Origin of the sequence: Citrobacter sp. Cpo221, assembly GCF_030332345.1 — a bacterium.
Classification (GTDB): Bacteria; Pseudomonadota; Gammaproteobacteria; order Enterobacterales; family Enterobacteriaceae; genus Citrobacter; species Citrobacter portucalensis.
On sequence record NZ_JAOWIA010000041.1, the window covers coordinates 1 to 21,867 of the forward strand.

General features: G+C 53.5%; 33 protein-coding genes and 1 pseudogene. 33 read left to right on the plus strand and 1 reads right to left on the minus strand.

The annotated features are described in order from the left end of the window. The 18 genes and pseudogenes from OGY72_RS08425 to OGY72_RS08510 form a co-directional block, all read left to right on the plus strand. The coding region (locus OGY72_RS08425; protein WP_286547030.1) for a DnaT-like ssDNA-binding domain-containing protein at positions 1–915 on the plus strand (915 nt) is incomplete at its 5' end. A 2-nt stretch (positions 916–917) separates the two neighbouring features. After that, on the plus strand, positions 918–1,667 hold the full coding sequence (locus OGY72_RS08430; protein ID WP_286547551.1) for an ATP-binding protein: 750 nt from the start codon (positions 918–920) through the stop codon (positions 1,665–1,667). 18 nt (positions 1,668–1,685) lie between these two features. Further along, positions 1,686–1,997, plus strand: a complete 312-nt coding sequence (locus OGY72_RS08435; protein WP_286547552.1) for a hypothetical protein — start codon at positions 1,686–1,688, stop codon at positions 1,995–1,997. Beyond that, positions 1,994–2,320 (plus strand): hypothetical protein, encoded by a 327-nt coding sequence (locus OGY72_RS08440; RefSeq protein ID WP_286547553.1) that lies wholly within the window; start codon positions 1,994–1,996, stop codon positions 2,318–2,320. Before OGY72_RS08435 ends, OGY72_RS08440 begins: the two co-directional genes overlap by 4 nt. Next, the gene (locus OGY72_RS08445; protein WP_286547578.1) at positions 2,320–2,577 is read left to right on the plus strand and encodes a hypothetical protein; all 258 of its coding nucleotides are present in this window, start codon (positions 2,320–2,322) and stop codon (positions 2,575–2,577) included. The genes OGY72_RS08440 and OGY72_RS08445 overlap by 1 nt, the downstream gene beginning before the upstream one ends. Continuing rightward, positions 2,574–4,553 (plus strand): DNA cytosine methyltransferase, encoded by a 1,980-nt coding sequence (locus OGY72_RS08450; protein ID WP_286547554.1) that lies wholly within the window; start codon positions 2,574–2,576, stop codon positions 4,551–4,553. The genes OGY72_RS08445 and OGY72_RS08450 overlap by 4 nt, the downstream gene beginning before the upstream one ends. A gap of 117 nt (positions 4,554–4,670) precedes the next feature. Continuing rightward, on the plus strand, positions 4,671–4,946 hold the full coding sequence (locus OGY72_RS08455) for a hypothetical protein (RefSeq protein WP_071692460.1): 276 nt from the start codon (positions 4,671–4,673) through the stop codon (positions 4,944–4,946). Between the two features lie 41 nt (positions 4,947–4,987). Then, positions 4,988–5,176, plus strand: a pseudogene (locus OGY72_RS08460) (DNA polymerase III subunit theta); the annotation flags it as partial. Between the two features lie 407 nt (positions 5,177–5,583). Beyond that, a complete protein-coding gene (locus tag OGY72_RS08465; RefSeq protein WP_032944444.1) occupies positions 5,584–5,817 on the plus strand; it encodes a DinI family protein in 234 nt (77 codons plus the stop codon). A gap of 110 nt (positions 5,818–5,927) precedes the next feature. After that, positions 5,928–6,176 carry a hypothetical protein gene (locus OGY72_RS08470; RefSeq protein WP_071524344.1) on the plus strand — a complete coding sequence of 83 codons (249 nt, stop codon included), beginning with the start codon at positions 5,928–5,930 and terminating at the stop codon, positions 6,174–6,176. A gap of 34 nt (positions 6,177–6,210) precedes the next feature. After that, positions 6,211–6,810: a DUF1367 family protein gene (locus OGY72_RS08475; protein ID WP_286547555.1), complete on the plus strand. Its 600-nt coding sequence runs from the start codon at positions 6,211–6,213 to the stop codon at positions 6,808–6,810. Next, positions 6,810–7,016 (plus strand): hypothetical protein, encoded by a 207-nt coding sequence (locus tag OGY72_RS08480; RefSeq protein ID WP_286547556.1) that lies wholly within the window; start codon positions 6,810–6,812, stop codon positions 7,014–7,016. The genes OGY72_RS08475 and OGY72_RS08480 overlap by 1 nt, the downstream gene beginning before the upstream one ends. A 2-nt stretch (positions 7,017–7,018) precedes the next feature. Continuing rightward, entirely contained in the window at positions 7,019–7,630 is a 612-nt protein-coding gene (locus OGY72_RS08485) for a recombination protein NinG (protein WP_286547557.1), read from the plus strand. Next, a complete protein-coding gene (locus tag OGY72_RS08490) occupies positions 7,627–7,767 on the plus strand; it encodes a YlcG family protein (RefSeq protein WP_286547558.1) in 141 nt (46 codons plus the stop codon). Before OGY72_RS08485 ends, OGY72_RS08490 begins: the two co-directional genes overlap by 4 nt. Continuing rightward, positions 7,764–8,585, plus strand: a complete 822-nt coding sequence (locus OGY72_RS08495; protein WP_286547559.1) for an antitermination protein — start codon at positions 7,764–7,766, stop codon at positions 8,583–8,585. Before OGY72_RS08490 ends, OGY72_RS08495 begins: the two co-directional genes overlap by 4 nt. Before the next feature lie 254 nt (positions 8,586–8,839). Then, a complete protein-coding gene (locus OGY72_RS08500) occupies positions 8,840–9,118 on the plus strand; it encodes a phage holin (RefSeq protein ID WP_196615337.1) in 279 nt (92 codons plus the stop codon). Continuing rightward, positions 9,090–9,638 (plus strand): lysozyme, encoded by a 549-nt coding sequence (locus tag OGY72_RS08505; RefSeq protein WP_286547560.1) that lies wholly within the window; start codon positions 9,090–9,092, stop codon positions 9,636–9,638. Before OGY72_RS08500 ends, OGY72_RS08505 begins: the two co-directional genes overlap by 29 nt. Then, complete coding sequence (locus OGY72_RS08510) at positions 9,635–10,153, plus strand: DUF2514 family protein (RefSeq protein WP_286547561.1); 519 nt, start codon at positions 9,635–9,637, stop codon at positions 10,151–10,153. The genes OGY72_RS08505 and OGY72_RS08510 overlap by 4 nt, the downstream gene beginning before the upstream one ends. A 30-nt stretch (positions 10,154–10,183) precedes the next feature. Here the strand turns inward: OGY72_RS08510 and OGY72_RS08515 are convergent, their stop codons facing one another. Continuing rightward, positions 10,184–10,609, minus strand: a complete 426-nt coding sequence (locus OGY72_RS08515) for a DUF6173 family protein (protein WP_286547562.1) — start codon at positions 10,607–10,609, stop codon at positions 10,184–10,186. Positions 10,610–10,685: 76 nt separating this feature from the next. Between OGY72_RS08515 and OGY72_RS08520 the strand changes: the two genes are divergently transcribed. The 15 genes from OGY72_RS08520 (at position 10,686) to OGY72_RS08590 (ending at position 21,862) form a co-directional block, all read left to right on the plus strand. Beyond that, a complete protein-coding gene (locus OGY72_RS08520) occupies positions 10,686–11,663 on the plus strand; it encodes a terminase small subunit (RefSeq protein ID WP_286547563.1) in 978 nt (325 codons plus the stop codon). Next, entirely contained in the window at positions 11,653–12,957 is a 1,305-nt protein-coding gene (locus OGY72_RS08525) for a terminase large subunit domain-containing protein (protein WP_166465460.1), read from the plus strand. Before OGY72_RS08520 ends, OGY72_RS08525 begins: the two co-directional genes overlap by 11 nt. A 4-nt stretch (positions 12,958–12,961) precedes the next feature. After that, positions 12,962–14,365 (plus strand): DUF4055 domain-containing protein, encoded by a 1,404-nt coding sequence (locus OGY72_RS08530; protein WP_286547564.1) that lies wholly within the window; start codon positions 12,962–12,964, stop codon positions 14,363–14,365. Between the two features lies 1 nt (position 14,366). Then, positions 14,367–15,473, plus strand: a complete 1,107-nt coding sequence (locus OGY72_RS08535; protein ID WP_286547565.1) for a phage minor head protein — start codon at positions 14,367–14,369, stop codon at positions 15,471–15,473. A gap of 2 nt (positions 15,474–15,475) precedes the next feature. Beyond that, positions 15,476–15,619: a hypothetical protein gene (locus OGY72_RS08540; protein ID WP_286547566.1), complete on the plus strand. Its 144-nt coding sequence runs from the start codon at positions 15,476–15,478 to the stop codon at positions 15,617–15,619. 125 nt (positions 15,620–15,744) lie between these two features. Then, complete coding sequence (locus OGY72_RS08545) at positions 15,745–16,497, plus strand: DUF6651 domain-containing protein (protein ID WP_286547567.1); 753 nt, start codon at positions 15,745–15,747, stop codon at positions 16,495–16,497. A gap of 19 nt (positions 16,498–16,516) precedes the next feature. Then, entirely contained in the window at positions 16,517–17,653 is a 1,137-nt protein-coding gene (locus OGY72_RS08550) for a major capsid protein (protein ID WP_286547568.1), read from the plus strand. A 39-nt stretch (positions 17,654–17,692) separates the two neighbouring features. Continuing rightward, a complete protein-coding gene (locus tag OGY72_RS08555) occupies positions 17,693–17,974 on the plus strand; it encodes a hypothetical protein (protein WP_286547569.1) in 282 nt (93 codons plus the stop codon). A 2-nt stretch (positions 17,975–17,976) separates the two neighbouring features. Then, positions 17,977–18,459 (plus strand): DnaT-like ssDNA-binding protein, encoded by a 483-nt coding sequence (locus OGY72_RS08560; protein ID WP_063929361.1) that lies wholly within the window; start codon positions 17,977–17,979, stop codon positions 18,457–18,459. Position 18,460: 1 nt separating this feature from the next. After that, positions 18,461–18,814, plus strand: coding sequence for a hypothetical protein (locus OGY72_RS08565; protein ID WP_286547570.1), 354 nt, complete (start codon positions 18,461–18,463; stop codon positions 18,812–18,814). A gap of 2 nt (positions 18,815–18,816) precedes the next feature. Next, entirely contained in the window at positions 18,817–19,416 is a 600-nt protein-coding gene (locus tag OGY72_RS08570; protein ID WP_063929362.1) for a hypothetical protein, read from the plus strand. Continuing rightward, entirely contained in the window at positions 19,406–19,855 is a 450-nt protein-coding gene (locus OGY72_RS08575) for a DUF4128 domain-containing protein (RefSeq protein WP_063929364.1), read from the plus strand. Before OGY72_RS08570 ends, OGY72_RS08575 begins: the two co-directional genes overlap by 11 nt. Positions 19,856–19,901: 46 nt before the next feature. Then, a complete protein-coding gene (locus OGY72_RS08580; protein WP_032943639.1) occupies positions 19,902–20,834 on the plus strand; it encodes a phage tail tube protein in 933 nt (310 codons plus the stop codon). Positions 20,835–20,977: 143 nt separating this feature from the next. Continuing rightward, positions 20,978–21,457 (plus strand): hypothetical protein, encoded by a 480-nt coding sequence (locus OGY72_RS08585; protein WP_071687883.1) that lies wholly within the window; start codon positions 20,978–20,980, stop codon positions 21,455–21,457. A 66-nt stretch (positions 21,458–21,523) separates the two neighbouring features. Next, positions 21,524–21,862 (plus strand): phage tail assembly chaperone, encoded by a 339-nt coding sequence (locus OGY72_RS08590; RefSeq protein ID WP_286547571.1) that lies wholly within the window; start codon positions 21,524–21,526, stop codon positions 21,860–21,862. The last annotated feature ends 5 nt before the right edge of the window (positions 21,863–21,867 follow it).

Consider the following 21,867-nt stretch of genomic DNA (forward strand, 5'->3'; position numbering starts at 1 on the left):
CTGGTCACCAGCCCGAAGGTGAACGGAATTGCGCGAATACTGGAGCGTTCACCGGAGGTGGGAAAAATGTTCACACTTTCGCATAACACCACGTTATCAGACGTTGTAACGCGTAACGTAACCCGTAACGTTACGGTGTCGTTACTAGTAGCGTTTTGGTCTGCGGCAAATGAACACTCGCGTAACGGTGTATTTGAAAATGCAGACCTGTCTGATATCGATGATATTGTCGGAGTACCCGGTTTTGGGGCTGAATTATCAACCGTAGGCTGGGCCATTTATGATGCGGAGAATAACTGCGTCATTCTTCCAAACTTCAATGAATACAATACGTCAGGTGATATGCGCTCAGCTACGGCCAAGACAAATGCGCAGCGCCAGAAGGAGTTTCGTGAACGGAAAAAACTCCAGGAAAGTAACGTAACGAGTAACGTTACTAATAACGTAACGCGTAACCACAGAGAAGAGAAGAGAAGAGAAGATCTAAACCCAGAGAGAGAACGCGCGGGCGGAAGTCATTCTGGGGATGATATTTCTGGAAATCACCCACCTCTGCCAGCTATCCCTCCCAAACCTCAGAACGAGGATTTTGGGCCCGGTCTGGATTTTGGCCCATTGGGTAAATTTCCGATCACTGACTCATGGACCCCGTCTCCAGACTTCGTGCGTCAGGCTGCGCTCTGGGGTAAGAACGTCGGCACTGAGCCGGGTTACACCGCTGAAGAACTTCAGCAATTCCGTGATTACTGGATACCTGACGGCAAGGTTAAACACCAGTTGGCTTGGGAGCAGACCTTTGCCAACAGTCTGTTGCAATCGCGTGGTCACGGCCAAAGGACCGTCCATGTTGGACAGCGAGATCCCAACCGAATTTCTGAGCCAGATAAAACCATCCCAACCGGATTCAGGGGGTAACGGTGAAAAACATTGTTAATTCCGGCAGTGCTCTTGAGCGCCTGAAAAAACTCATACCGCCAGGCGTTCAGCCTAAGTTCACCAGCGCAGCAGAGCTTCTGGCGTGGCAACGGGAAGAAGGACTGAAACATTGCGAAGAGCTCGACAAGCTGAATCAGAAAGCGCGTACAGACAAAATCTTCGGTCGCTCTGGCATCCAGAGCCTGCATCGCAGCTGCACGTTCGCCAACTACGAAGTATCCGGTGAGCAACAGCGCAAGGCCTTCACGATGGCAAAGAGCTACGCACAGAATTTCGGTGCTGGGTTCGCGAGCTTCGTGTTTAGCGGTGGCCCTGGTACCGGGAAAAACCATCTCGCTGCAGCAATCGGAAATCATCTGCTTTCTGGCGGGCATAGCGTGCTGGTCGTGACTATCCCTGACCTGATGCTACGCGTTCGCGAGTGCTACGACGGTGGTCAGTCAGAGGCCGCATTGCTGGATGACCTATGCAAAGTTGATCTGCTGGTCCTGGATGAAGTCGGTATTCAGCGCGGAAGCAACGGCGAGAAAGTCATTCTGAATCAGGTTATTGACCGTCGCCTGTCGTCGATGCGTCCGGTGGGGATCCTGACGAACCTGAACCACGAAGAACTTCTCGGAGCGTTGGGCGCGCGGGTTATCGACCGTCTCCAGATGGATGGCGGAATGTGGGTGAACTTTGACTGGGGCAGCTATCGCAAGAACGTTAGCCATCTCCGGATCGTTAAATAACCTTGAGGGAATATCACTATGGCAAGCAAATCACTGTGGGCAATTGTCGATTACCTTCGGGTTAACCAGACCATCACGCCGCGTCAGGTTCAGAACCTGTTGGGATGCGACTGCAAGAAGGCACACAACCTGCTGCTTCACCTGGTACGCAGGGCGGTAGTAATCCGCGCTGGTGAGCCGCATCGCCCGGTCTATTCACTTCAGACCGGCGGGGAGCTGAATATCAAGCAGTTTAAATCGAGCATGAAAAAAAACATGGTCGCATCTGTTTGCCGTACAAGTCCGGCGATGAAGCGGGTTCTGGCATTTTACGGGAGAGTATCAGTATGACCCCCAACAACCATCCGGCGCACGGTCCTGTATCACTCGATCGCCTGCACCAGATACGAGAATACCTTGTGCGTAATAGCCAGTACCAAAACGGCGGGAACAGAGCTTACATTCTCGCTGATATGCTGAAGGTGATTGATGAGGTGATGACGGCACGCACTGTTACCGTGAAGCTGCCGGCAGGGTACAACGTCCGACCTGGGCATCCGATTAACGAATCTGAAAGAGGCGTCATGATCCCGAAAGACGGAGGAACATGGCTTTCCCGATTCGACATTGAGCATGCTCTGCGAGTAGCTGGTGTCGGATTCAAGGAGGAATGATGGAACCGCAACTGGAATACGCCACGAAGCGTATCGTCGAACTGGAAAGTATGTTGCTGGTGGATGTAGAGGAAACCGTCTGGCCTGCAGAAGTGGGAATGGTTTACAGCCAGGTTGAAAGTACCGGGGATCTCCCGGCACATCACCAGCGCCGCCTGAAACATCACATCAACCGCATGTGGCTGGAACAAATGCCGGTACCGGCCATCATTGCAGCGGCACAGTCACTGGCCATCGCCATGGAGAAATACGCGTGAGAGAAATCATCGTTGATAATTTTGCTGGTGGTGGCGGTGCGTCAACCGGCATTGAAATGGCAATCGGCCGCAGTGTTGATATCGCAATCAACCACGACGTGAACGCGGTGGCGATGCACACGACCAATCACCCGGACACGCTGCACTATTGCGAATCTGTTTTTGATATCGATCCAAAACAAGCGACCGCTGGCAATCCCGTTGGCCTGGCATGGTTCTCGCCTGACTGTCGCCATTTCAGTAAAGCGAAAGGCTCAAAGCCCGTTGCGCGGGAAATTCGTGGGCTTGCCTGGATTGTGCTTCGCTGGGCGCTGGCGGTTCGCCCTCGAGTGATGATGCTTGAGAACGTGGAAGAGTTCAAAACGTGGGGGCCATTGCTGATTGATGAAAATGGCGATCAACGTCCAGATCCGAAACGTGCCGGTGAAACCTTTGCTGCATTCGTTGGGATGCTGGGCGCAGGTATTGAATCTGCTCATCCAGCGCTGACGGAAGCATGTGATTTCCTCGGTATCGCACCGAACAGCAGTGACGCACTTCGCCTGGTAAATGGCCTTGGATATGAGGTTGATTCCCGCGAAATGCGTGCATGTGACTACGGCGCGCCAACTATTCGTAAACGCTTCTTCATGGTCATGCGCCGCGATGGGAAGCCGATTGTGTGGCCGGAACCAACGCATGGGGAGCCGACATCGCCTGCGGTTCAGGCTGGCAGGCTGGCGCCATGGCGTACAGCTGCGGAGTGTATCGACTGGACAATTCCGGCGCCGTCGATTTTCGACCGCAAAAAACCGCTGGCAGAAAATACCCTGAAGCGCATCGCGCGCGGTATACAGCGCTTTGTAATCGACAGTGCATCGCCGTTCATCGTGAAATGCAATCACACCAGCAACAAAACGAGTTATGACTGTTTCCGTGGTCAGGCGCTGGGCGAGCCTTTGCAAACCATTACTAAAACCCACGGTTACGCGTTAGCCGTACCGCACCTTACAAAATTCCGCACTGGCGCAACCGGTCAGCCGGTTACCGAACCTGTCCCGACGGTAACCGCTGGTACGTCAAAACGCCCGGGCGGGAATGGGCATGCACTCGGGATCGTTGAGGCTGCCATTGCACCATTTGTTGGCCGTCAGTTCGGTGCCAGCGTTGGCCACCGGGCAGACGAACCGAGCGCAACCATCACCGCCGGCGGTGGCGGCAAATCTCAACTGGTAACACCCACGTTGATCCAGATGGGTTATGGCGAACGTCGAGGACAGGAGCCGCGTGTGCTGCGACTGGATAACCCGCTGGGGACCGTTACTGCAGGTGGTAATAAATTCGCGACGGTGAGCGCGTTCCTTGCGAAGCACTACGGCGGTAACTACTCGGGACCGGGCATCGGTTTAGATGAGCCTGTTCATTCAGTTACCACGGTTGATCACCACGCAGTTGTCGCTGCGCATTTGATGGTCAATAACACTGGTCATCTTGGCGGTACGCTGGACAATCCGGCTCACACCATAACGACGGGAAATCATCATGCTGCAATAACCTCTCACCTGGTAAAACTGCGCGGCACCTGCCGGGACGGACAACCAACCGGTGAACCAATGCCAACAGTGACAGCAGGCGGGCTGCACGTAGGGGAGGTGAAAACCACTCTTGCGGTCGATGAATACGACGAACATCGCGCGCAGCAGACGCTTGAGTTTCTGCGGGAATACTGCGGCGAGGATTGCGACGGGCTGGTGAAAATTGGCGGCATAACTTACCGCATAGTTGATATTGGCATGCGTATGCTGCAACCACACGAGCTATACCGCGCGCAAGGCTTCCCAGAGTGGTACATCATCGACCAAGACTATCAGGGGAAGAAGTACGCGAAGGACAAGCAGGTTGCCCGCTGCGGTAACGCGGTGCCACCGCCGTTCGCTGAAGCATTGGTTCGAGCCAATTTACCGGAACTTTGTCAGCAGAAAGAAATCGCCGCATAAATAGAATGATTTAATATTAAGTTATTGAAATATTTAACTATTTAATTGTAAATAATTTCCTATTGGTTGCATATCTTGATAACCTTCCTTTGAACCTAATTCACGAAGGGGAGTGTAATGTCCGTAATCATTATGTTTGGTCATGGTATGAACGGGGATGTAGCAGATTCATTTAAAGTTATAAATCTAGGCAGACAAGTAACTTATAGTGAAATGGGGGTCGTGAGAGGGAAGAGTGAAGTAGATTATCCATACCTTAATTTTACTCCAATTCAATGCACACCAGAACATGCCATCATCGTATGTCATGGCGATTTGCCTACGCAAGATCAGATCGATGAAGCTGTTCGAAAGGCACGTATCAGTCACCCATGGAAATTTACCTGGCATTGATTGATGTATAATCCCTCTCAAAGCAACGAGGGGGATTCATCATGTCTGATTTCAACATCGCAGCAAAATCGAAAGAAGAGCAGGACAAGGTTAACGTTGATTTGGCGGCTTCAGGAGTTGCATTCAAAGAGTGGCTAGAACAGTTTGTACCCATTGAGGAGGTTGCAAGCATGCAACCTTCCTATTTGCAGGATTTTTTCAAGGAAAGGTTAAGCTTCTACCGAGATAAACTTCCTCAAAAACGCCAATGGGAAAGCGGATTTCCTCCAAGAGGACTGCCAGTATTGGCATATGTAAATAGAGTTTATGAACTGGCTATGTACAAGACCGAAGGATGGTTTTACCTCGATGATGGTAGATTCGATAAAAAAGCGGAAGTCAATCCTAAATACTGGATGATGTTGCCCCCATACCCCTCCCGCTAGGATATCCATTATCTTACTGTCGAAAAGCCCGCTTTTGCGGGTTTTTTCTTGTCTGGACAGTTTTGCCAATTTGATTTAGTAAACTCCGAATACTCGGAAAAACTTAGCAGATACAACGGCATGGCTTTGGCGAAAAGTGCTATTAACTACTTGAATATGAGGTTCAATAGGTATACTGTATGAATGTACAGTATATTGGTGTAGAGGGAATTATGAAGATAGAACTTACCATCAACAAATCAAAAGACCTGCCGCGCGGCGCCATACCCGCACTTGAGAAAGAGTTGCTTAAACGACTTCAGAATCAATATGAAAATTGTTCTCTGGTTATCCGCAGGGCTGGCGGTGATAGCCTGACTGTTTTCGGTGGCGACAAGGGCGATAAAACGAAGGTGGAGGAAATCCTGCAGGAAACATGGGAAAGCGCCGACGACTGGTTTTACTGAACTTGGGTTAGCCGGCGCGCAGATAACAGAATACCGAAAATGTGTATCCCTTTGATGCTGTTGCCGACAATTTTTAACCACGTCTGTGTCGATTGAAGGGAGAATAAAAAGTGAGTAATTCAGCATTGCAGGCATCAGATGATCATTGGTACGACCTTGTCAGACGTTCTGATGGTTGTGTTATGTTTAGCTTTCCTTCATCTGGCAGGCATCTGATTTATCGCGTTAATGGAATGGTATCAATGCGACCTTTGCTCGATGATGAAGAAGTCTTTACTCCCAATGGTTTTGTGCAATTTATCCGCCGTCTCGGCTACCGGGTAACACCACCTTCTGATAATATGAAATCAACGGTCTGAACAACCGTAACCTACTGCGCCACGGAGAGAAACCATGGCGCACGAACTACAACTCATTAAGCAGTCCTCAGGAATTCTGATCCCCGCTACGCCGGAGACCAGCGATATTCTGCAATCAAAAATCAAACTTGGTGCCGTATTGGTAGCCGAATTTCGTCAGGTGAGGAATCCAGCATTCCATCGCCGTTTCTTTGCGCTCCTGAATCTCGGGTTTGAATACTGGGAACCCACCGGTGGGGCGATTTCTTCCAATGAACGTAAATTGGTGACCGGGTACGCTAAATTCCTCGCGGCATTTGGTGGAAACGAAGGCGCACTGCTGGATGCTGCCGAGCAGTATCTGGACCGTATCGCCGATAAGCGCGCAGGCAGTATCAGCATCTGCAAATCCTATGACGCGTACCGTGCTTGGGTGATTGTCGAGTCCGGCCACTACGACGCCATTCAATTACCTGACGGAACTCTTCGTAAACATCCCCGCAGTATCGCCTTTGCCAACATGGACGAAACCGAGTTCCAGCAGCTGTACAAAGCCGCGCTAGATGTTCTGTGGCGCTGGGTATTATCCCGGGCTTTCAAGGACCAGCGTGAAGCGGAAAACGCCGCATCGCAGCTCATGAGCTTTGCGGGGTGATGGCGATGAGATATTCATGGTTTCACCATTATGAATGCACAACCGAGCAGGCCGACGAGCTGGTGGCCAGTTACCGTCGTCGTGGCACCACGGTAGAACGCAGCCTGAATCGCGACAACATCACCTGGACTGTCAGCGTGCAGTTGCCGGAAAGCGAGAAAGCTCCGCGCCCGAGTAAGGTCTGGCAAAACAGGGTGTGGGGTTGAGCATGGCAAAGTTACCTCGCCGCAAGTGCGCCAATAAAGAATGCCGCCAGTGGTTCCACCCGGTGCGCGATACGCAGACGGTTTGCGGTTATGAGTGCGCCAGCGCAGTCGGCAAAGAGCAGACCAGAAAGGCCCGTGAAGATGCTCAGCGCAAAGAGTCTGCCAAACAGCGTGCTACTGAGAAGAAAGAACGTGCCGCCTGGCGCCAGCGCAAAGCAGCGGTTAAGCCATTGAAGCACTGGGTGGACCTGACGCAGCGCGCAGTAAACGACATCTGTCGCGAGACCGAACTGGCAGAAGGGCTGGGCTGCATTTCCTGCGGAACTAAAACGGCGTTCGCCTGGCATGCTGGCCATTACCGGACCACGGCAGCCGCCGGGCATCTGCGCTTCACTCGCTTCAACATCCATCTTCAATGTGATGTCTGCAACGTCTACAAATCCGGGAATATCGAAGCATACCGAGCCGCGCTGGTGGAACGTTATGGCGAAGAGCTGGTACTAGCGCTCGAGAACAATAACGCTCCGCATCGTTGGACTATTGAAGAACTGAAGGAAATCAGACTGACCGCGCTGGCGGACCTGCGCGCGCTGAAAAAGCAGGAGGCAGCATGACATTCGAATCCTATTTTGCCGATCACCTCCGCGTTCGTTGGCAACGATTGCGCTTATACCACTTTCCGGGCTCTGTGCTGACGGATTACCGAATACTGAAGAATTACGTGAAAAATTATGCTGGAGAAGCGCTATGAACCTCGAAAACACAGTGAAATACCACTTTGCAAAATCCACCCTGATTAGCGATTCTCCGCGTGCTACCGCCTCTGATTCACTGACTGGCACCGACATTATGGCGGCAATGGGCATGACTCAGGAACGCGCCGCCATGGGGTATAGCGCTTTCCTCGGAAAGATGGGTATAAGCAATAATGACAGGGAGCGTGCGATCGGTCTGCTGGCTGAGTACGCGATGACCAAATGTGACAAAGTAGCTGCGCTGCGAAAGCTCAACTTCAACATAAAACCTCAGGTGGTTCAGGTTCTGGCCACATTCGCGTTTGAAGATTATTCCCGCAGTGCCTCCAGTAAAAAAACATGTGACTGCTGCAGCGGGGTTGGATTCATCGATGCCGAGGTATTCACCAACAAAGTAACTTATCCGGACGGCAAGCCGCCAAAATGGGTCAAGGTAACAAAGGGGGTCTCGCCGTCAGACTGGGAAGAGGTTAAATCTGTCCGGGAGCAGGTGCGAGTGCTGTGCCAAAAGTGCCAGGGTAAAGGGGGGCTCAGTGCCGCCTGCAATGACTGCCATGGACGGGGCCAGGTGGTGAATCAGGATGAAACGGAAAAGCAGGGCGTGCCGGTTATGGGTAACTGTAAGCGTTGCGGCGGGCGTGGCTATGAGCGGATCCTCTCCACTGAGGTGCATAACGCCATTTGTAAGATAACGGACGCTATCACACTGGATACCTGGAAGAAGTCGGTTAAGCCATTCTTCGACGAGCTAATCACCAAATTCGATATCGAGGAGGCGTGGGCTGAAGCTCAGCTCAAAAAAATAACGCGATGAGATATTTACTTTTCCCGAATCCGTGTTAATTTGTTCTAACGATGGGCATTGTATGTTCACCGTTGAAGAAAAAATTTAAGAGCCTCGGCAACAAATGCCGGGGCTTTCTGCATTCTGGGCTGCCTACGGGCGGCCTTTTCTATTTCAGGCCTCGCGGGAATCATCCGCTACGTGCTTTGTTGATAAATCCAGCCCGTGAAGCCTGACACTTTTCAAACACACACAGCGCCATCCGAAAAATCGGAGGTGAGGCTATGACCAGAATGAGCACCATTTACAGCAGACTTTCATATGGAACAGGAACCACGCTGACCGGCTGCGGTGTATCAGCGAAGGCATATGCCGAAACAGCTAAAACAGCAAAAGAGGTGTCCTGGATGTTGGCCGACAGAATTGCAGGGTTAAGCCTGAGCGACTGGGCAATTATTGTCGGTATCGCATGTACGGTAATCACTTGTGCAGTGAACTGGTATTTCCGCTGGAAAGAGCGGGAGGATCGGCGCAATGGGTATGCTACCAAATCTGAAGAATAAACTAAGCGCAGCGGTCGTTGGTTTGATTCTTGCCGGGGCTTCCGCGCCCGTGATTCTCGACCAATTTCTGGATGAGAAAGAGGGTAACAGCCTGACGGCATATCGCGACGGCGGCGGGCTCTGGACGATTTGCCGTGGCGCCACGATGGTGGATGGTAAGCCAGTAGTCCAGGGTATGAGGCTGTCAGCTGAGAAATGCGCCCAGGTGAACGCCATAGAACGTGACAAGGCGCTGGCGTGGGTTGAGCGAAATATCAAGGTATCGCTGACCGAACCACAGAAAGCCGGGATCGCATCTTTCTGCCCATACAACATCGGCCCTGGAAAATGTTTCCCATCCACGTTCTATAAGCGCATTAACGCTGGCGACCGTAAAGGTGCATGTGAAGCGATTCGCTGGTGGATTAAAGACGGTGGCCGTGATTGTCGCCTGACCAAAGGCCAGAAAAATGGGTGCTATGGTCAGGTAGAGCGGCGAGACCAGGAAAGCGCGTTGACGTGCTGGGGGATAGACCAGTGAAGGCTTACTGGAAGCCACTTGTAGAAATACTGCTGGTGGCTTTTTTGTTATGCGCGACCGCGTACTGGTGTTATTCACGTGGGTATCAGGAGGCGGACTCATCCTGGAAATTGCAGTGGGCGCAACGTGACCTTACGGATGCGACCATCACATTGCAGCGTGAAGTAACTGAAAGAGCAGAAGAGCAGCGCCGCCAGCGCGTCGTTGATGAGGAAAGAGAGAAGGCCGATGAAGAACTGGCAAAAGTACAGGCTGATGCTGACGCTGCTAAGCGTGCTCGCGGTGGGTTGCAACAGCAGCTCGCCGAAATACAACGGAAACTCACAACAAGTGAAACCGGCAGGATTTCCGCCCTTGCCGCAGCAAGCGCGGCAAAAGGCAAGGCCGGAATATTGCTCGCCCAGTTGCTTGGCGAAGCTGACGATCTGGCGGGAAAATTCGCAAAAGAGGCTGATGAGCGTTATGTTTCCGGAAGCACCTGCGAGCGAACCTACGATAAGGTGATATCGCAATAGGTGTAATCATCAGTCACTAACAACATCAATTCACGAGTCATTGTCCTTAAAAGCATCATATTCATCCCAGGCAGCAAACCCAATTGGTCGTTTTGGTTCATCTAAAACCTTACGCTTCTTTCTGACTAAAAGAATATTTATTTGGGAGACGTGCTGCACTAACTCTACAGGGCTGCCATCATCAAGTACCCCGATGAAGGAAATGAGTGAAGGGTTCCAATAACCGATGTCAGTAAAGTGAAACTCGATAGAACGTCCAAAGCTGGCGAGCTGCCCGCCTACTTCATATTCTTCTTCTAAATCACGGTGAAAATCATTAACCCAGCATATCAAACGGCGTTGGAATTCATCTGCCAAATTTTGGTTTTTTGGTGGGGTGCTGGCCTCCAACACTCTTAAATAGTTTTCACGATAATCTGGGGATACCAGACTATTAAAAAGGTCCTTATCGCTCATTATGTACCCTCGCTAAATGGTTCATAGCAATATTGATAAGTAAGCAATCAAAAATAAAGAACTTTCTGGAGAGAATATGGCTAAACCGGACTGGGGAGCACTGCAACACCAGTTCCTCGCCGAGCATGCCAAAACGGGTATATCACCGAAGGAGTGGTGCGAAGCGCGGGGACTGAAATATGCTACCGCCCGTCGATATATCAAAAAACCTTCTGTGCAAACTGCGCAAAAACCTGCGCAGAAAAAAATGCGCACTGCGCAGAAAGATAAAAGCGCAAATGGGCTGGTGGATGATGATGGACTTACTGCTCAGCAGCGCTTATTTGTCGCGGAGTACCTTAAGGACAACAACGCCACCTCTGCTGCTGCACGTGCTGGTTATAGTGACCCAAACTACGGTCGTCAGCTCATAACGAATCCTAACGTTGCTCAAGCCATTGCGCAGCAGCAGAAAGCTTCCATTGCACGCACGCTTGGTAGTGCCGATGAAGTCCTCGCGCAGATGTGGCAGCTCGCCACCTTCGACGCAAACCAGCTTTCACAATATCGCCGCGGTGCGTGTCGTTACTGCTGGGGCTTTGGCCATCAATATCAGTGGCGCGATGCCGTGGAGTTTGAAGAGAAGCGGCTGGAAGCTACAGAACGCGATAAGCGCGAGCCCGTCGATGTGGGTGGCTATGGATATGACCACACCCGTGAGCCTAACCTTGCCTGCCCGCGCTGCAATGGCGACGGAATAGGCCAGCCATATTTCGCAGACACCCGGAAACTTTCCCCTGATGCTGTTTTGGCATATTCCGGCGTCAAGCTGGGAAAGAATGGTGTCGAGATAATGGCAATCAGCCGCGAGCGTATGTACGAAGCCGTAATGAAGCGCCTGGGCCTGGCCGATAGCGAATTCGCGCAGCGCCTCCAGCAAATCGAAATCGACCGCCGGCAGCTAGAGATTGAGAAACTCCGCAAAGAGCTGGCCGGTGATGGTGATGATGACGAACCAACACCAGTGCAGATCAATATCAACGTAGTGGATGCGAGGGAAGAAGATGGGGATTAGCCCGACACTTAACATCCCACAGGCTCGCTTCCTCGCGATGGAGCACAAGTTTAAAGCCTACGTTGCCGGGTTTGGTTCCGGTAAAACGTGGGTGGGTTGTGGCGGCATCTGCAAAGGGATGTGGGAGCACCCGAAAATCAACCAGGGTTATTTCGCGCCGACGTACCCGCAGATTCGTGACATCTTCTACCCGACGATCGAAGAGGTGGCCTTTGACTGGGGGCTAAGCGTCAAAATCAATGAGGGGAACAAAGAGGTTCACTTCTACGAGGGGAGACGGTTCCGCGGGACCACAATCTGCCGCTCGATGGAGAAGCCCGGCTCGATAGTTGGTTTCAAAATCGGTAACGCGATGGTGGATGAGCTGGATGTCATGGCGGCTGCCAAAGCGCAGCAAGCATGGCGAAAAATCATCGCCCGTATGCGTTACAAGGTTGATGGGCTGCGTAACGGTATTGACGTCACAACCACGCCGGAAGGGTTTAAATTCGTTTACCAGCAATTCGTGAAGGCAGTTCGTGAAAAGCCAGAGATCTCAGCCCTGTATGGTCTGATTCAGGCCAGCACGTTCGACAACGCGAAGAACCTACCCGCGGATTACATCCCTTCGCTGATGAATTCCTACCCGCCGGAATTGATTAAGGCGTATCTGAGGGGGCGCTTCACCAACCTGACCAGCGGCACCATCTATCACCAGTTCGATCGACGTCTGAATAACTGTACTGATGAAGAACAGGCAGGCGAACCGCTCTATATCGGCATGGACTTTAACGTTGGCAAAATGGCGGCCATCGTCCACGTCCTACGGAATGGCGAGCCGCGCGCGGTACGCGAATTGATAAAAGTTTATGACACGCCAGCCATGATAAAGCGTATCCAGGAAGAGTTCTGGCGCTACGAGGGCGGGCGCTATGTTGCCTCTAGGCAGATTTACATCTATCCGGATGCCTCCGGCGATTCACGCAAGTCCAATAACGCCAGCGCCACCGATATTGCGCAGCTCAAGCAGGCCGGATTCAGTGTGGTGGTGAACGCCGCCAACCCGCCGGTAAAGGATCGCATTAACTCCATGAATGCCATGTTCTGCAACGGCAACGGTGAGCGCCGCTACAAAGTTAACGTTGCTCGCTGCCCGGTCTATACCGACAGCCTTGAACAGCAGGTATGGGCGGCAAACGGCGAGCCGGATAAATCAGCCGACAACGATCACCCAAACGACGCTGGTGGCTATTTCATCGTGAAGCAATTCCCGATCATCAAACCCACCGGAAAAGTCACTCAACTACGGATGTAACTCCATGCCTGACATCTCAACACCCAATCTGGACTATGGGAACATGGTCGAGGCGTGGGATATCAACGATGCCCTGATGGGCGGCACGCTCTATATGCGACAGCTGGGAGAGCAATATCTACCGCGCTGGCCGAAAGAAGACAAAGAAGACTACAAAAAGCGGCTGGCTGTGGCCACGCTTCTCCCCGCCTACGAAGAGACGATCAACCAGAATGTTGGGCGCGTGTTTGCTGAACCCATCCAACTAGGCGAGAACGTCCCAGATCAGCTGCGCGAGTTCGCAAAAGACGTGGACCTTGAAGGCACCCGCCTAGATGTATGGGCGCAGTCGTTCTTCAGCCTGGCGATGCAGTATGGGCTTTCCCATGCGCTGGTGGACTACCCACGGGTGGACGCCGAGCAAGTGAAGACCAAGGCGGATGAGAAAGCCACTGGCGCACGACCGTACGTAACGATGCTGAATCCCCGACAGCTGATCGGCTGGAAATCGAAGATGACCGGCGGCAAGGTCGTATTGACCGAGCTGCGCATCAAAGAGGTGATTGTCGAGGATGGCGATGACTTCGGGCAGACGAAAGTCGAACAGATCCGCCTCCTGACGCCGGGCGCGGTGCAGATTTACCGGAAGTCTACCGGTGCAGAAGGGCAGGCCACTTGGGCGTTACACGACGAATGGCAAACCTCCCGTCGCGATATCACCCTGGTCACGCTCTACACCAAGCGCACCGGCTTTATGTGCGGTTCACCGCCGCTGCTCAACATGGCGCTGCTGAACGTCAAACACTGGCAGAGCCAGAGCGAGCAGGACAACATCCTGCACGTCGCCCGGGTGCCGATACTTACCGTGTTCGGTCTGGCGCAGGGAGAAGAGCTGGTGATTGGTTCCTCCTCCGCGACCTCATTCGATGATCGGCAGAAACAGGGCCTCGAGTACGTTGAGCACACAGGCTCCTCTATCGGTGCTGGCAAAGAGTCGCTGGCTGACCTCGTGGAGCAGATGCGCCAGGCAGGCGCGAAACTGCTGCGCACTGACAACACCTCAACCAAGTCTGTTGACCAGACCTCAGAAGAGAAGATGCAGGAGCAATCACCGCTCTACACCATGGCAACCAGCCTGGAAGATGCGATCGACAATATCCTGCAGATTATGGCTGAGTACATCGGTGAATCCGAAGGTGGTAACGTCGATGTCCGCACCGAGTTGGATGTCGAGTCGAAAGAGTTCAATCCTCCTGCTGCACTGGCCATTCAGTCGCTACGTCAGGGCGGTGACCTTCGCCGCATTGATGCGATTAAATCCCTGCAAAAACTCAACCTGATTGATGCCGATGCAGACCCGGAGAAGGTCCTGGACGAATTGCTGGCTGAGTCATCGTCTCTGGATACCAGAACGTTAGACGAGGTATAGCATGGCCCGCTCTGTCAATGACCGCCTGCAGGACGAGACCATAGCGCATGGCCTTTATGTGACGCGCTACGGCACCGGCGTCGCTCGGCGCATGGTTGCGTTGCTGAACAGAATGGATACTGACCTGGCTGCCAAATTGCTGGTGTTGCTGGACGGCAAGCGAGCTGATACGTACAGCGCCCGTCGCCTGGCATCGCTGTTGGCTGGTGTGCGGGACCTCAACCAGCAGGCCTACGAACCGGTTAATGCCGCGCTTTCCCGCGAACTGACTCGCTACATTGAGTATGAGGCCGTGTATCAGCTGGACCTTTTCAGCAGCATTATTCCGAAGCAAATCCTCAAGCATGTTCCGCTCCAGAGCATTGCGCCCGAGCAGGTTTACGCCGCAGCTGTGGCGCAGCCATTCCAGGGGAGATTGCTCAAGGAGTGGGGGCAGAAGCTTGAAGCTGACCGACTGGACAAAATCACCAATGCTGTACGCTCCGGATTTCTCCAGGGCGAAACGGTAGAGCAGATTGTTAAGCGCGTTGCAGGCACGCCGAAACTCAACCGTGAAGATGGGGTGATTAACGCCTCCCGGCGCGACCTGTCCGTAGTCACGCGCACGGCGGTGAACCATATGGCCGCGACAGCGCGTCAGGAGTTCGCCCAAGCCAACAGCGATATCGTGAAGGCCAAACAGTGGTCATCAACTCTCGATACGCATACCAGCCAGTGGTGCATCATTCGCGACCGCAAACTCTACACGCTAGACGGCAAGCCGCTGGGGCATGTGGTCCCGTATCTACGCGGACCCGGCAAAATCCATTTCTGCTGCCGGTCCGGTGAAATCCTCATTACGAAATCGTGGGAGGAGTTGCAGATACCGCCTGACGAAATGAGCAGCGCTACACGTGCCTCGATGGACGGGCAGGTACCAGCGCATACCAGTTATGCCGACTGGCTCACCCGGCAGCCATACGCTCGACAGGAGCAGGTGCTGGGCGTCACCCGTGCCATGATGCTACGTGACGGCAAAATCATGGTGCCTGAGATGTTTAATGATGCAGGGGAGTTTCTCACCCTGGACGAACTGCGCCGCGTGGATGCGTCGGCGTTTGAGGGTTAACCATGCAAAATGAGAAAGACAAAACAGTCACCCTGACTGAGGCTGAGCGCAAATTCATCATGATTGCGATGATTACCTATGCCTTATCTGGTGAGGCGTCAGAAGAAGACGCAAAAATCTCAGAGCAAATAACCTATAAGCTCTGAGTATTACAAAATTCAACTCAAGGCTGCCTTCGGGTGGCCTTTTTTATGCCTGCCGCTAAGCGGATGCGACGCGGTGCCCGGGTCGGATGACCCACTACCAATGGCCGGAAGGCTGGAGCAAAACAATGAAACTCAAACTTGATGCTAACGGCAATGTGGTCGTTGAAAACGGTATGCCGGTTTACACCCATGAAGACGGCAAAGAAATCCCGTTCGACGCGGTCGCAGCGATGACCAAAATCACCTCGTTAAACGGTGAAGCCAAAACCCACCGTGAGGCGAAGGAAGCGGCGGAAGCCGGTCTCGCGAAATTCGCTGGCATCACTGACCCGACCAAGGCGCTCGAAGCCCTGGAAATGATGACCAAAATCGACCAGAAGAAACTGATTGATGCTGGCGCCGTTGACCAGGTTAAAGCCGAAATCACCAAGGCATTCCAGCAGCAACTGGACGAAGCGAACAGCAAGAGCCAGACGCTAGAGACCCAGCTTTATAACGAGATGATCGGCGGCCGTTTTGGTGGCTCTAAGTTCATTTCCGAGAAGATGGCTATCCCGGCTGAGTTCGTGCGTTCTCACTTCGGACAGAACTTCAAAATCGAAGACGGTAAGGTCGTGGCCTACGACGGGAAGGGCAACAAAATGTTCTCCCGCACCAAGCCCGGCGAACTGGCTGGCTTCGACGAAGCGCTGGAATCTCTGGTCGAGTTGCATCCGCAGAAAGACTACATCCTCAAAGCGTCCGGCAATACCGGCGGTGACTCTCGTCAGTCGCAGCATCAGGCCGGGCAAAAAACCATGAAACGCGGTGCATTTGACGCTCTGGATGGCGCAGGCAAGCAGGCTGCGCTGAGCGACGGCGTCAGTATCGTCGATTAATCGAAAGGATATTTAGATTATGAGCAATACGCTTACTGGGTTAATTCCTACTCTGTACACCGCACTGAACCGCGTATCCCGCGAGCAGGTGGGCTTCATCCCTGCCGTGGCGCGCAACGCGAAAGCTGATGCTGCGGCTAAAGACCAGACCGTCACCGCGCCGGTGGCACCGAAAACCACCACCGTTGATATCACCCCTGCGGCAACGGCACCAAACGACGGCGATCAGAACATCGGCACCGTGGATGTCAAAATCACCAAATCCAAAATGGCCCCGGTCAAATGGAACGGTGAAGAGCAGCTGGCGATCGGGCCGTCAGGTAACTACGACGTCATCCTGGCTGACCAGTTCTCCCAAGCTTTCCGCGCGCTGAGCAACGAAATGGATGCTGACCTTGCTGCGCTGTTCTACAAATCATCTCGCGCTGTCGGTGCGCCGAAAGATACGCCGTTCAGCATTAAAGACGATCTGTCCGATGCTGCGAATGCCCGCCAAATTCTGACCGATAACGGTGCACCAACTACCGATTTGCGCATGGTGTTGGGCGGCGAAGCGATGGCCTCCATTCGTGGTAAGCAGTCCGTGCTGTTCAAAGCGAATGAAGCTGGTACCGACCAGCTCCTGCGCGAAGGTATCATCGGTCGCGTGATGGGCTTCAACTTGCATGAATCCGCCAACATCAAGCGTACGGCGAAAAGCACCGCTGCTGGCTACAAGGTCAATGGCGCGAAGAAAGAGGGTGACATCATCGTTGCCATCTCTGCGGGTACCGGTGGTATCGCTGTAGGGACCGCAGTGAAATTTGACGGCGATGGTAATCAGTATCTGGTGGTGGCCGCTACCTCCTCCAGCATCACCATTGCCGCACCGGGTCTTCGTCAGGATCTGGCCGACCAGGCAGCCGTTACCGTGCTGAGCGAGTTTGCGCCAAACATGGCATTCGACCGCAACGCATTCCTGCTGGCGTGCCGCACCCCGGCAATGCCAAAAGGCGGCGACACCGCTGACGATGTGATGAACGTGACCGACCCAGTATCAGGCATCACCTTCCAGATCGCGCTGTACCGCCAGTACCGCCAGGTACGTTACGAGGTTGGTGTGGCATGGGGTGTGGCATCCGTGCAGCCTGAACATTCCACCATCATCATGGGCTAACCGCAGGGGCTTCGGCCCCTTTGTTTTTCAGGAGGCCCAATGGCCGGATTAACCAAAGAGCAGCGCGCGCAGCGTGAGGCTGAAAAGCTTGCAGTGCAGAACGGCGCTGAACATGCTCCTGCCCAGCAGGAACAGCAGCAGGAACAGCAGCAGGAACAGCAGCAGGAACAGCAGCAGGAACAGCAGCAGGAACAGCCTAGTATTAAGCTGGTTGTCATGGTGCGTGATATTCCAGAGTTTCCCAACGGCCCGTTGAGCGCTGATGTTCATCCTGATGAAGTCGATAACTGGCTGGCGCTGGACTGGCGTCTGGAGGAATAAACATGCTGGACGCCGATCCCAACTCTCCAGGCTTCAACAGCTACGCAAGCGTGTCAGACCTGCGGGCATTTGCCGTCGGGCGCGGATATAGCATTCCTGCAGATGATGATGAGTGCGGCCAGATGCTGATGCAGGCAATGGACTTTCTGGAAGGGAAGGCCTGGCGCGGTCAGCGTTCCAGCGCATCACAGCCTCTATCCTGGCCGCGTTCCGGCGTGCGCTTCGATGGTGTTGACCTGCCGAATGATACTATTCCACTGCGTCTGATTGATGCTCAATGTCGCCTGGCTATCGAATCGCAGGAGATTGACCTCACCCCGTCGGTCGCTGGCGGTGGGGCGGTGACGATGGAGCGCGTTGAGGGTGCGGTAACAATCCAGTATGAGCCGGGAACGAATAAAGCTTCTCCGTCATTCCCATGGTTCTATTCCGCACTGCGTGGGCTTGTAGTGGGCGGCAACCAGGTTCGGGTCGAAAGGGGGTAGCATGGCAATCGACTATCGCCGCATGCGCGCTACGGCAACACGTCTCCTGAAGGATAACGGCAAATCCTACCAAATGATTCGAGGCGGCTCCATCACCCGCGATCAGTACGGGAAAGAGATTACCACCGAGCCTGTTATCGCGACCGTTACCGGCGTTATCACTGAATACTCCACTCGTGAAATCGACGGCTCTCTGATTGCTACAGGCGATAAGAAGCTGGCGGCCACGTTTGAAACTGAGGTGCGCATCGGTGACATCATTGATATCGACGGCCAAAAGTGGCGCGTGGTACAGCCGAACCCGGTTAAGCCTGCTGACGTGCTTATCTCCTACAACATCCAACTGAGGGCGTAACTATGGCAAGTTCTGCTAATCAGCCGTTCCTGGCTGCCATTCAGTTGTTCGTTGATAGCTCAAAGCAGGAGATAGACGAGGTGGTGCGCCGGACGGGTATCAAAATCCTCGGGCGCCTTGTCGATGTGTCGCCAGTTGGGCAGCCTGAAACGTGGGAAGTGAATCAGACGGCGTCGGCTTATAACACTGCCGTTCGTGAGCATAACGCAGCGCTTCGCGATGACCCAGCAAACGTGACGAAGTCCGGGCGCCTTAAACGTGGCCTACGGGTAAACGACTCGATGGACATCAAAAAGCCAGATGGTTATGTCGGCGGGCGCTTCAAGAACAACTGGTATGTGGGGTTTGATAGCCAATCGACCCAATCCAACGATACTCCGGATGCCTCCGGCCAGGGTTCCAACTCCCGCGGTCTGGCGGTGCTTGAAGTGTTCAGGGTGGGGCAGGTCAGCTCGATTTACTTCACAAATAACCTGCCATACGCACAGGCACTGGAGAACGGGCACTCTGGTCAGGCCCCCGGCGGCATGGTAGGTATCACTGCACTGGACGCAGCGCAGCTGTTTCGTGAGGCGATGAGCGAGGTACGTAATGGCCGGTGACCAATCAATGCTAATTGCGGAATTGCTCGAGTCGCGCCTTGCTGATATCGCCCTTGCGATTGACATGCCGATAGCCTGGCCAAACATCATTTTTGAACCGCCAGATGATGTCCCGTACGGGAGGGTCTATATACTCCCGGCACAAACTATCGGGCAAGACTTTGCTGGGCAGCTTCGTACGTATCAGGGCATTTTCCATGTGAACATAGTCACCCCCGCAGGAATGGGCGTCGGCAAGGCGCGAACATTTGCCAGTGTGATTGCGGGTGGATTTCCTGAAGGCCTCGCTCTGGTGGCTGGTGATTTGACCGTCTATATCAACGGGCCGCCTCAGATTCGCCAGCCAATACAGGACCGTCCGACCTCTGCACCAAACGGTAGTAGCGGCTCCATCACCTACACCATCCCCGTCAGCATGCAGTACCGCGCTGATTACTGACCCGCCACCAGGTGGGTTTTTTATTACTTAAATTCAGGAGAATGCAATGGCATTCGCAATCCCTAACGGGTCGCGTGTAAACGTGGCCAAGGCGTATCTTGCGCCGATTGTCTTTACTGCGGCATCCAATGCGACGGAATGCGAACTGACCGTTGCCTCGGCTGCTGGCATCCTCGCGGGCGATGTCGTCCAGGTTAGCTCTGGCTGGCTGAAACTCGACAATATGGTGGTGCGTGTCAAGTCAGTTACTGGTACGAAAATCGTGCTGGAAGCCTTCGATACCACCGACACCAAGAAGTTTCCGGCGGGTACCGGGGCAGGTACGCTGCGTAAAATTGATTCGTGGATCACCATGCCTCAGGTTATGACGCTGTCCACCGAAGGCGGTGACCAGCAGACCATCAGTGTGCAGTTCCTGGAGGATGATAAAGCCCGTACCATCCCGACTTTCAAAAACGCGGTGGTACAGGTCTACACCTTCGCGCATGACCCGCAGCTGGCTATCTACAAACGTCTGATTGATCTGGACGACTCCAGCGATACTACAGCGGTCTGGTTCCACAACCCGCGCGGCAAAGCCGATCGATACTACTCCGCCAAAGTATCCTTCCAGCGTGTACCACGTACCGAAATCAACGCCGTGGAAAGCAACGAAGCGCGCATGAACTTCGAATCGGATATGCAGATTTACCCGATTGCCGATTCCTCCGCTACACCTCTGGCATTCCTGACTGACCTGCCACCAACCAAGTCTGTTGCTGCTAATGCAGCTCTGGATCTGTCGGTGGTCATGCAGGGCGGTTCCGCGCCTTACACCTACGTGTGGAAGAAGGGCGGCACGGCTATCCCGGGCAAGACTGCTTCAACGTTCAATATCCCATCGGTGGCATCCGGCGACGCAGGCTCCTACACCTGCGAAGTTACCGATGCTGCAGGCAAGACCCTTACCTCGGCGGCGTGCACCGTCACTGTCAGCTAACCAACCAGGCCCGGGTCGCCGGGCTTTTTTATGCGCATCGCACGCGCACATCGAAGAAAGTCTTTCAGCTGTGAGCCTGGGCAAACCGTTAGCTTTCGGCGGCTTTGCCGTGCGACAGGCTCACGTCTAAAAGGAAATACCACATGAAAAATTTATCGCTGCAACAGGCGATGCTAGGCATGCGCGTAACTATGACCGACGACGGCCTAATACTTAAAAGCCCGGCAGGTTGCGCACACTATGATTTGAAAGGTCGCCGCCATACAGTGAGGGGTGATGCTTCATTCTTTCCGGAGCATATGCGCGTGAAGGATAAGCGTAAGCCTAATCTCAGTCGCATTGTTTTTGATCAGGACGTCACGACTATCTACGGTCGTGATGGGGAAGTTAAAGTGCGCATGGGTAAACTTGATAACCCTGAAAAATCAAAAGGCTGGCGAATAGGAGAAAATGTCAAGGCGCTCATCAGCAATGCATTTATTGGTAATGACATTACCTCTTCGAGCCATGACGTGAAGGTGAAAGTTGCGCTTAGCGATGAAATGACGCAGGCGGTGCGCGACTCGGTGAGCGATGCTATCCACAACGCGCTGAAGCCAGGCGGCCTGCTGTACAAGCGCTAAAGTCCTCCTTACGTATTCGTTTATTCAACCCGCTCCGGCGGGTTTCTTTTTTTCTGAGGAACCGAAATGACCAAATTCTCCCTGATCCCCAATCCGACATTTTCCGTTACTGCCAGCATCCCGCGCGCTGGGGCCGAAGACGGCAAACTGACCTTCACCTTCCGCCATAAGACGCTGGAAGAGCTGCGCACCCTGGATGAGAAGTTGCAGAAAGCAGCTGAAGGTAAAAAATCCCCCGTCGAGCCACAGGCCGACTACCTGATGGAAATTGTCGAAGGCTGGGCGCTACCTGACGAGTTCACCCGCGATAACGTAATTGTCCTCCTGAAGAACTATCCTCGCGCGTTCGACAGCATCGGTCTGGCCTACACCAAAGAGCTTATGGGTATCCGCGAAAAAAACTGAGGCAG

Excerpts from the sequence above, each read along its gene's own strand:
- OGY72_RS08585 (WP_071687883.1), top strand. The coding sequence starts at position 20,978 with ATGAAAAATTTATCGCTGCAACAGGCGATGCTAGGCATGCGCGTAACT.
- OGY72_RS08525 (WP_166465460.1), top strand. The coding sequence starts at position 11,653 with ATGGGGATTAGCCCGACACTTAACATCCCACAGGCTCGCTTCCTCGCG.
- OGY72_RS08545 (WP_286547567.1), top strand. The coding sequence starts at position 15,745 with ATGAAACTCAAACTTGATGCTAACGGCAATGTGGTCGTTGAAAACGGT.
- OGY72_RS08530 (WP_286547564.1), top strand. The coding sequence starts at position 12,962 with ATGCCTGACATCTCAACACCCAATCTGGACTATGGGAACATGGTCGAG.
- OGY72_RS08440 (WP_286547553.1), top strand. The coding sequence starts at position 1,994 with ATGACCCCCAACAACCATCCGGCGCACGGTCCTGTATCACTCGATCGC.
- OGY72_RS08485 (WP_286547557.1), top strand. The coding sequence starts at position 7,019 with ATGGCAAAGTTACCTCGCCGCAAGTGCGCCAATAAAGAATGCCGCCAG.
- OGY72_RS08575 (WP_063929364.1), top strand. The coding sequence starts at position 19,406 with ATGGCCGGTGACCAATCAATGCTAATTGCGGAATTGCTCGAGTCGCGC.
- OGY72_RS08495 (WP_286547559.1), top strand. The coding sequence starts at position 7,764 with ATGAACCTCGAAAACACAGTGAAATACCACTTTGCAAAATCCACCCTG.
- OGY72_RS08535 (WP_286547565.1), top strand. The coding sequence starts at position 14,367 with ATGGCCCGCTCTGTCAATGACCGCCTGCAGGACGAGACCATAGCGCAT.
- OGY72_RS08465 (WP_032944444.1), top strand. The coding sequence starts at position 5,584 with ATGAAGATAGAACTTACCATCAACAAATCAAAAGACCTGCCGCGCGGC.
- OGY72_RS08445 (WP_286547578.1), top strand. The coding sequence starts at position 2,320 with ATGGAACCGCAACTGGAATACGCCACGAAGCGTATCGTCGAACTGGAA.
- OGY72_RS08550 (WP_286547568.1), top strand. The coding sequence starts at position 16,517 with ATGAGCAATACGCTTACTGGGTTAATTCCTACTCTGTACACCGCACTG.
- OGY72_RS08480 (WP_286547556.1), top strand. The coding sequence starts at position 6,810 with ATGGCGATGAGATATTCATGGTTTCACCATTATGAATGCACAACCGAG.
- OGY72_RS08515 (WP_286547562.1), bottom strand. The coding sequence starts at position 10,609 with ATGAGCGATAAGGACCTTTTTAATAGTCTGGTATCCCCAGATTATCGT.
- OGY72_RS08580 (WP_032943639.1), top strand. The coding sequence starts at position 19,902 with ATGGCATTCGCAATCCCTAACGGGTCGCGTGTAAACGTGGCCAAGGCG.
- OGY72_RS08540 (WP_286547566.1), top strand. The coding sequence starts at position 15,476 with ATGCAAAATGAGAAAGACAAAACAGTCACCCTGACTGAGGCTGAGCGC.
- OGY72_RS08500 (WP_196615337.1), top strand. The coding sequence starts at position 8,840 with ATGACCAGAATGAGCACCATTTACAGCAGACTTTCATATGGAACAGGA.
- OGY72_RS08565 (WP_286547570.1), top strand. The coding sequence starts at position 18,461 with ATGGCAATCGACTATCGCCGCATGCGCGCTACGGCAACACGTCTCCTG.
- OGY72_RS08505 (WP_286547560.1), top strand. The coding sequence starts at position 9,090 with ATGGGTATGCTACCAAATCTGAAGAATAAACTAAGCGCAGCGGTCGTT.
- OGY72_RS08435 (WP_286547552.1), top strand. The coding sequence starts at position 1,686 with ATGGCAAGCAAATCACTGTGGGCAATTGTCGATTACCTTCGGGTTAAC.
- OGY72_RS08475 (WP_286547555.1), top strand. The coding sequence starts at position 6,211 with ATGGCGCACGAACTACAACTCATTAAGCAGTCCTCAGGAATTCTGATC.
- OGY72_RS08590 (WP_286547571.1), top strand. The coding sequence starts at position 21,524 with ATGACCAAATTCTCCCTGATCCCCAATCCGACATTTTCCGTTACTGCC.
- OGY72_RS08455 (WP_071692460.1), top strand. The coding sequence starts at position 4,671 with ATGTCCGTAATCATTATGTTTGGTCATGGTATGAACGGGGATGTAGCA.
- OGY72_RS08520 (WP_286547563.1), top strand. The coding sequence starts at position 10,686 with ATGGCTAAACCGGACTGGGGAGCACTGCAACACCAGTTCCTCGCCGAG.
- OGY72_RS08490 (WP_286547558.1), top strand. The coding sequence starts at position 7,627 with ATGACATTCGAATCCTATTTTGCCGATCACCTCCGCGTTCGTTGGCAA.
- OGY72_RS08555 (WP_286547569.1), top strand. The coding sequence starts at position 17,693 with ATGGCCGGATTAACCAAAGAGCAGCGCGCGCAGCGTGAGGCTGAAAAG.
- OGY72_RS08560 (WP_063929361.1), top strand. The coding sequence starts at position 17,977 with ATGCTGGACGCCGATCCCAACTCTCCAGGCTTCAACAGCTACGCAAGC.
- OGY72_RS08570 (WP_063929362.1), top strand. The coding sequence starts at position 18,817 with ATGGCAAGTTCTGCTAATCAGCCGTTCCTGGCTGCCATTCAGTTGTTC.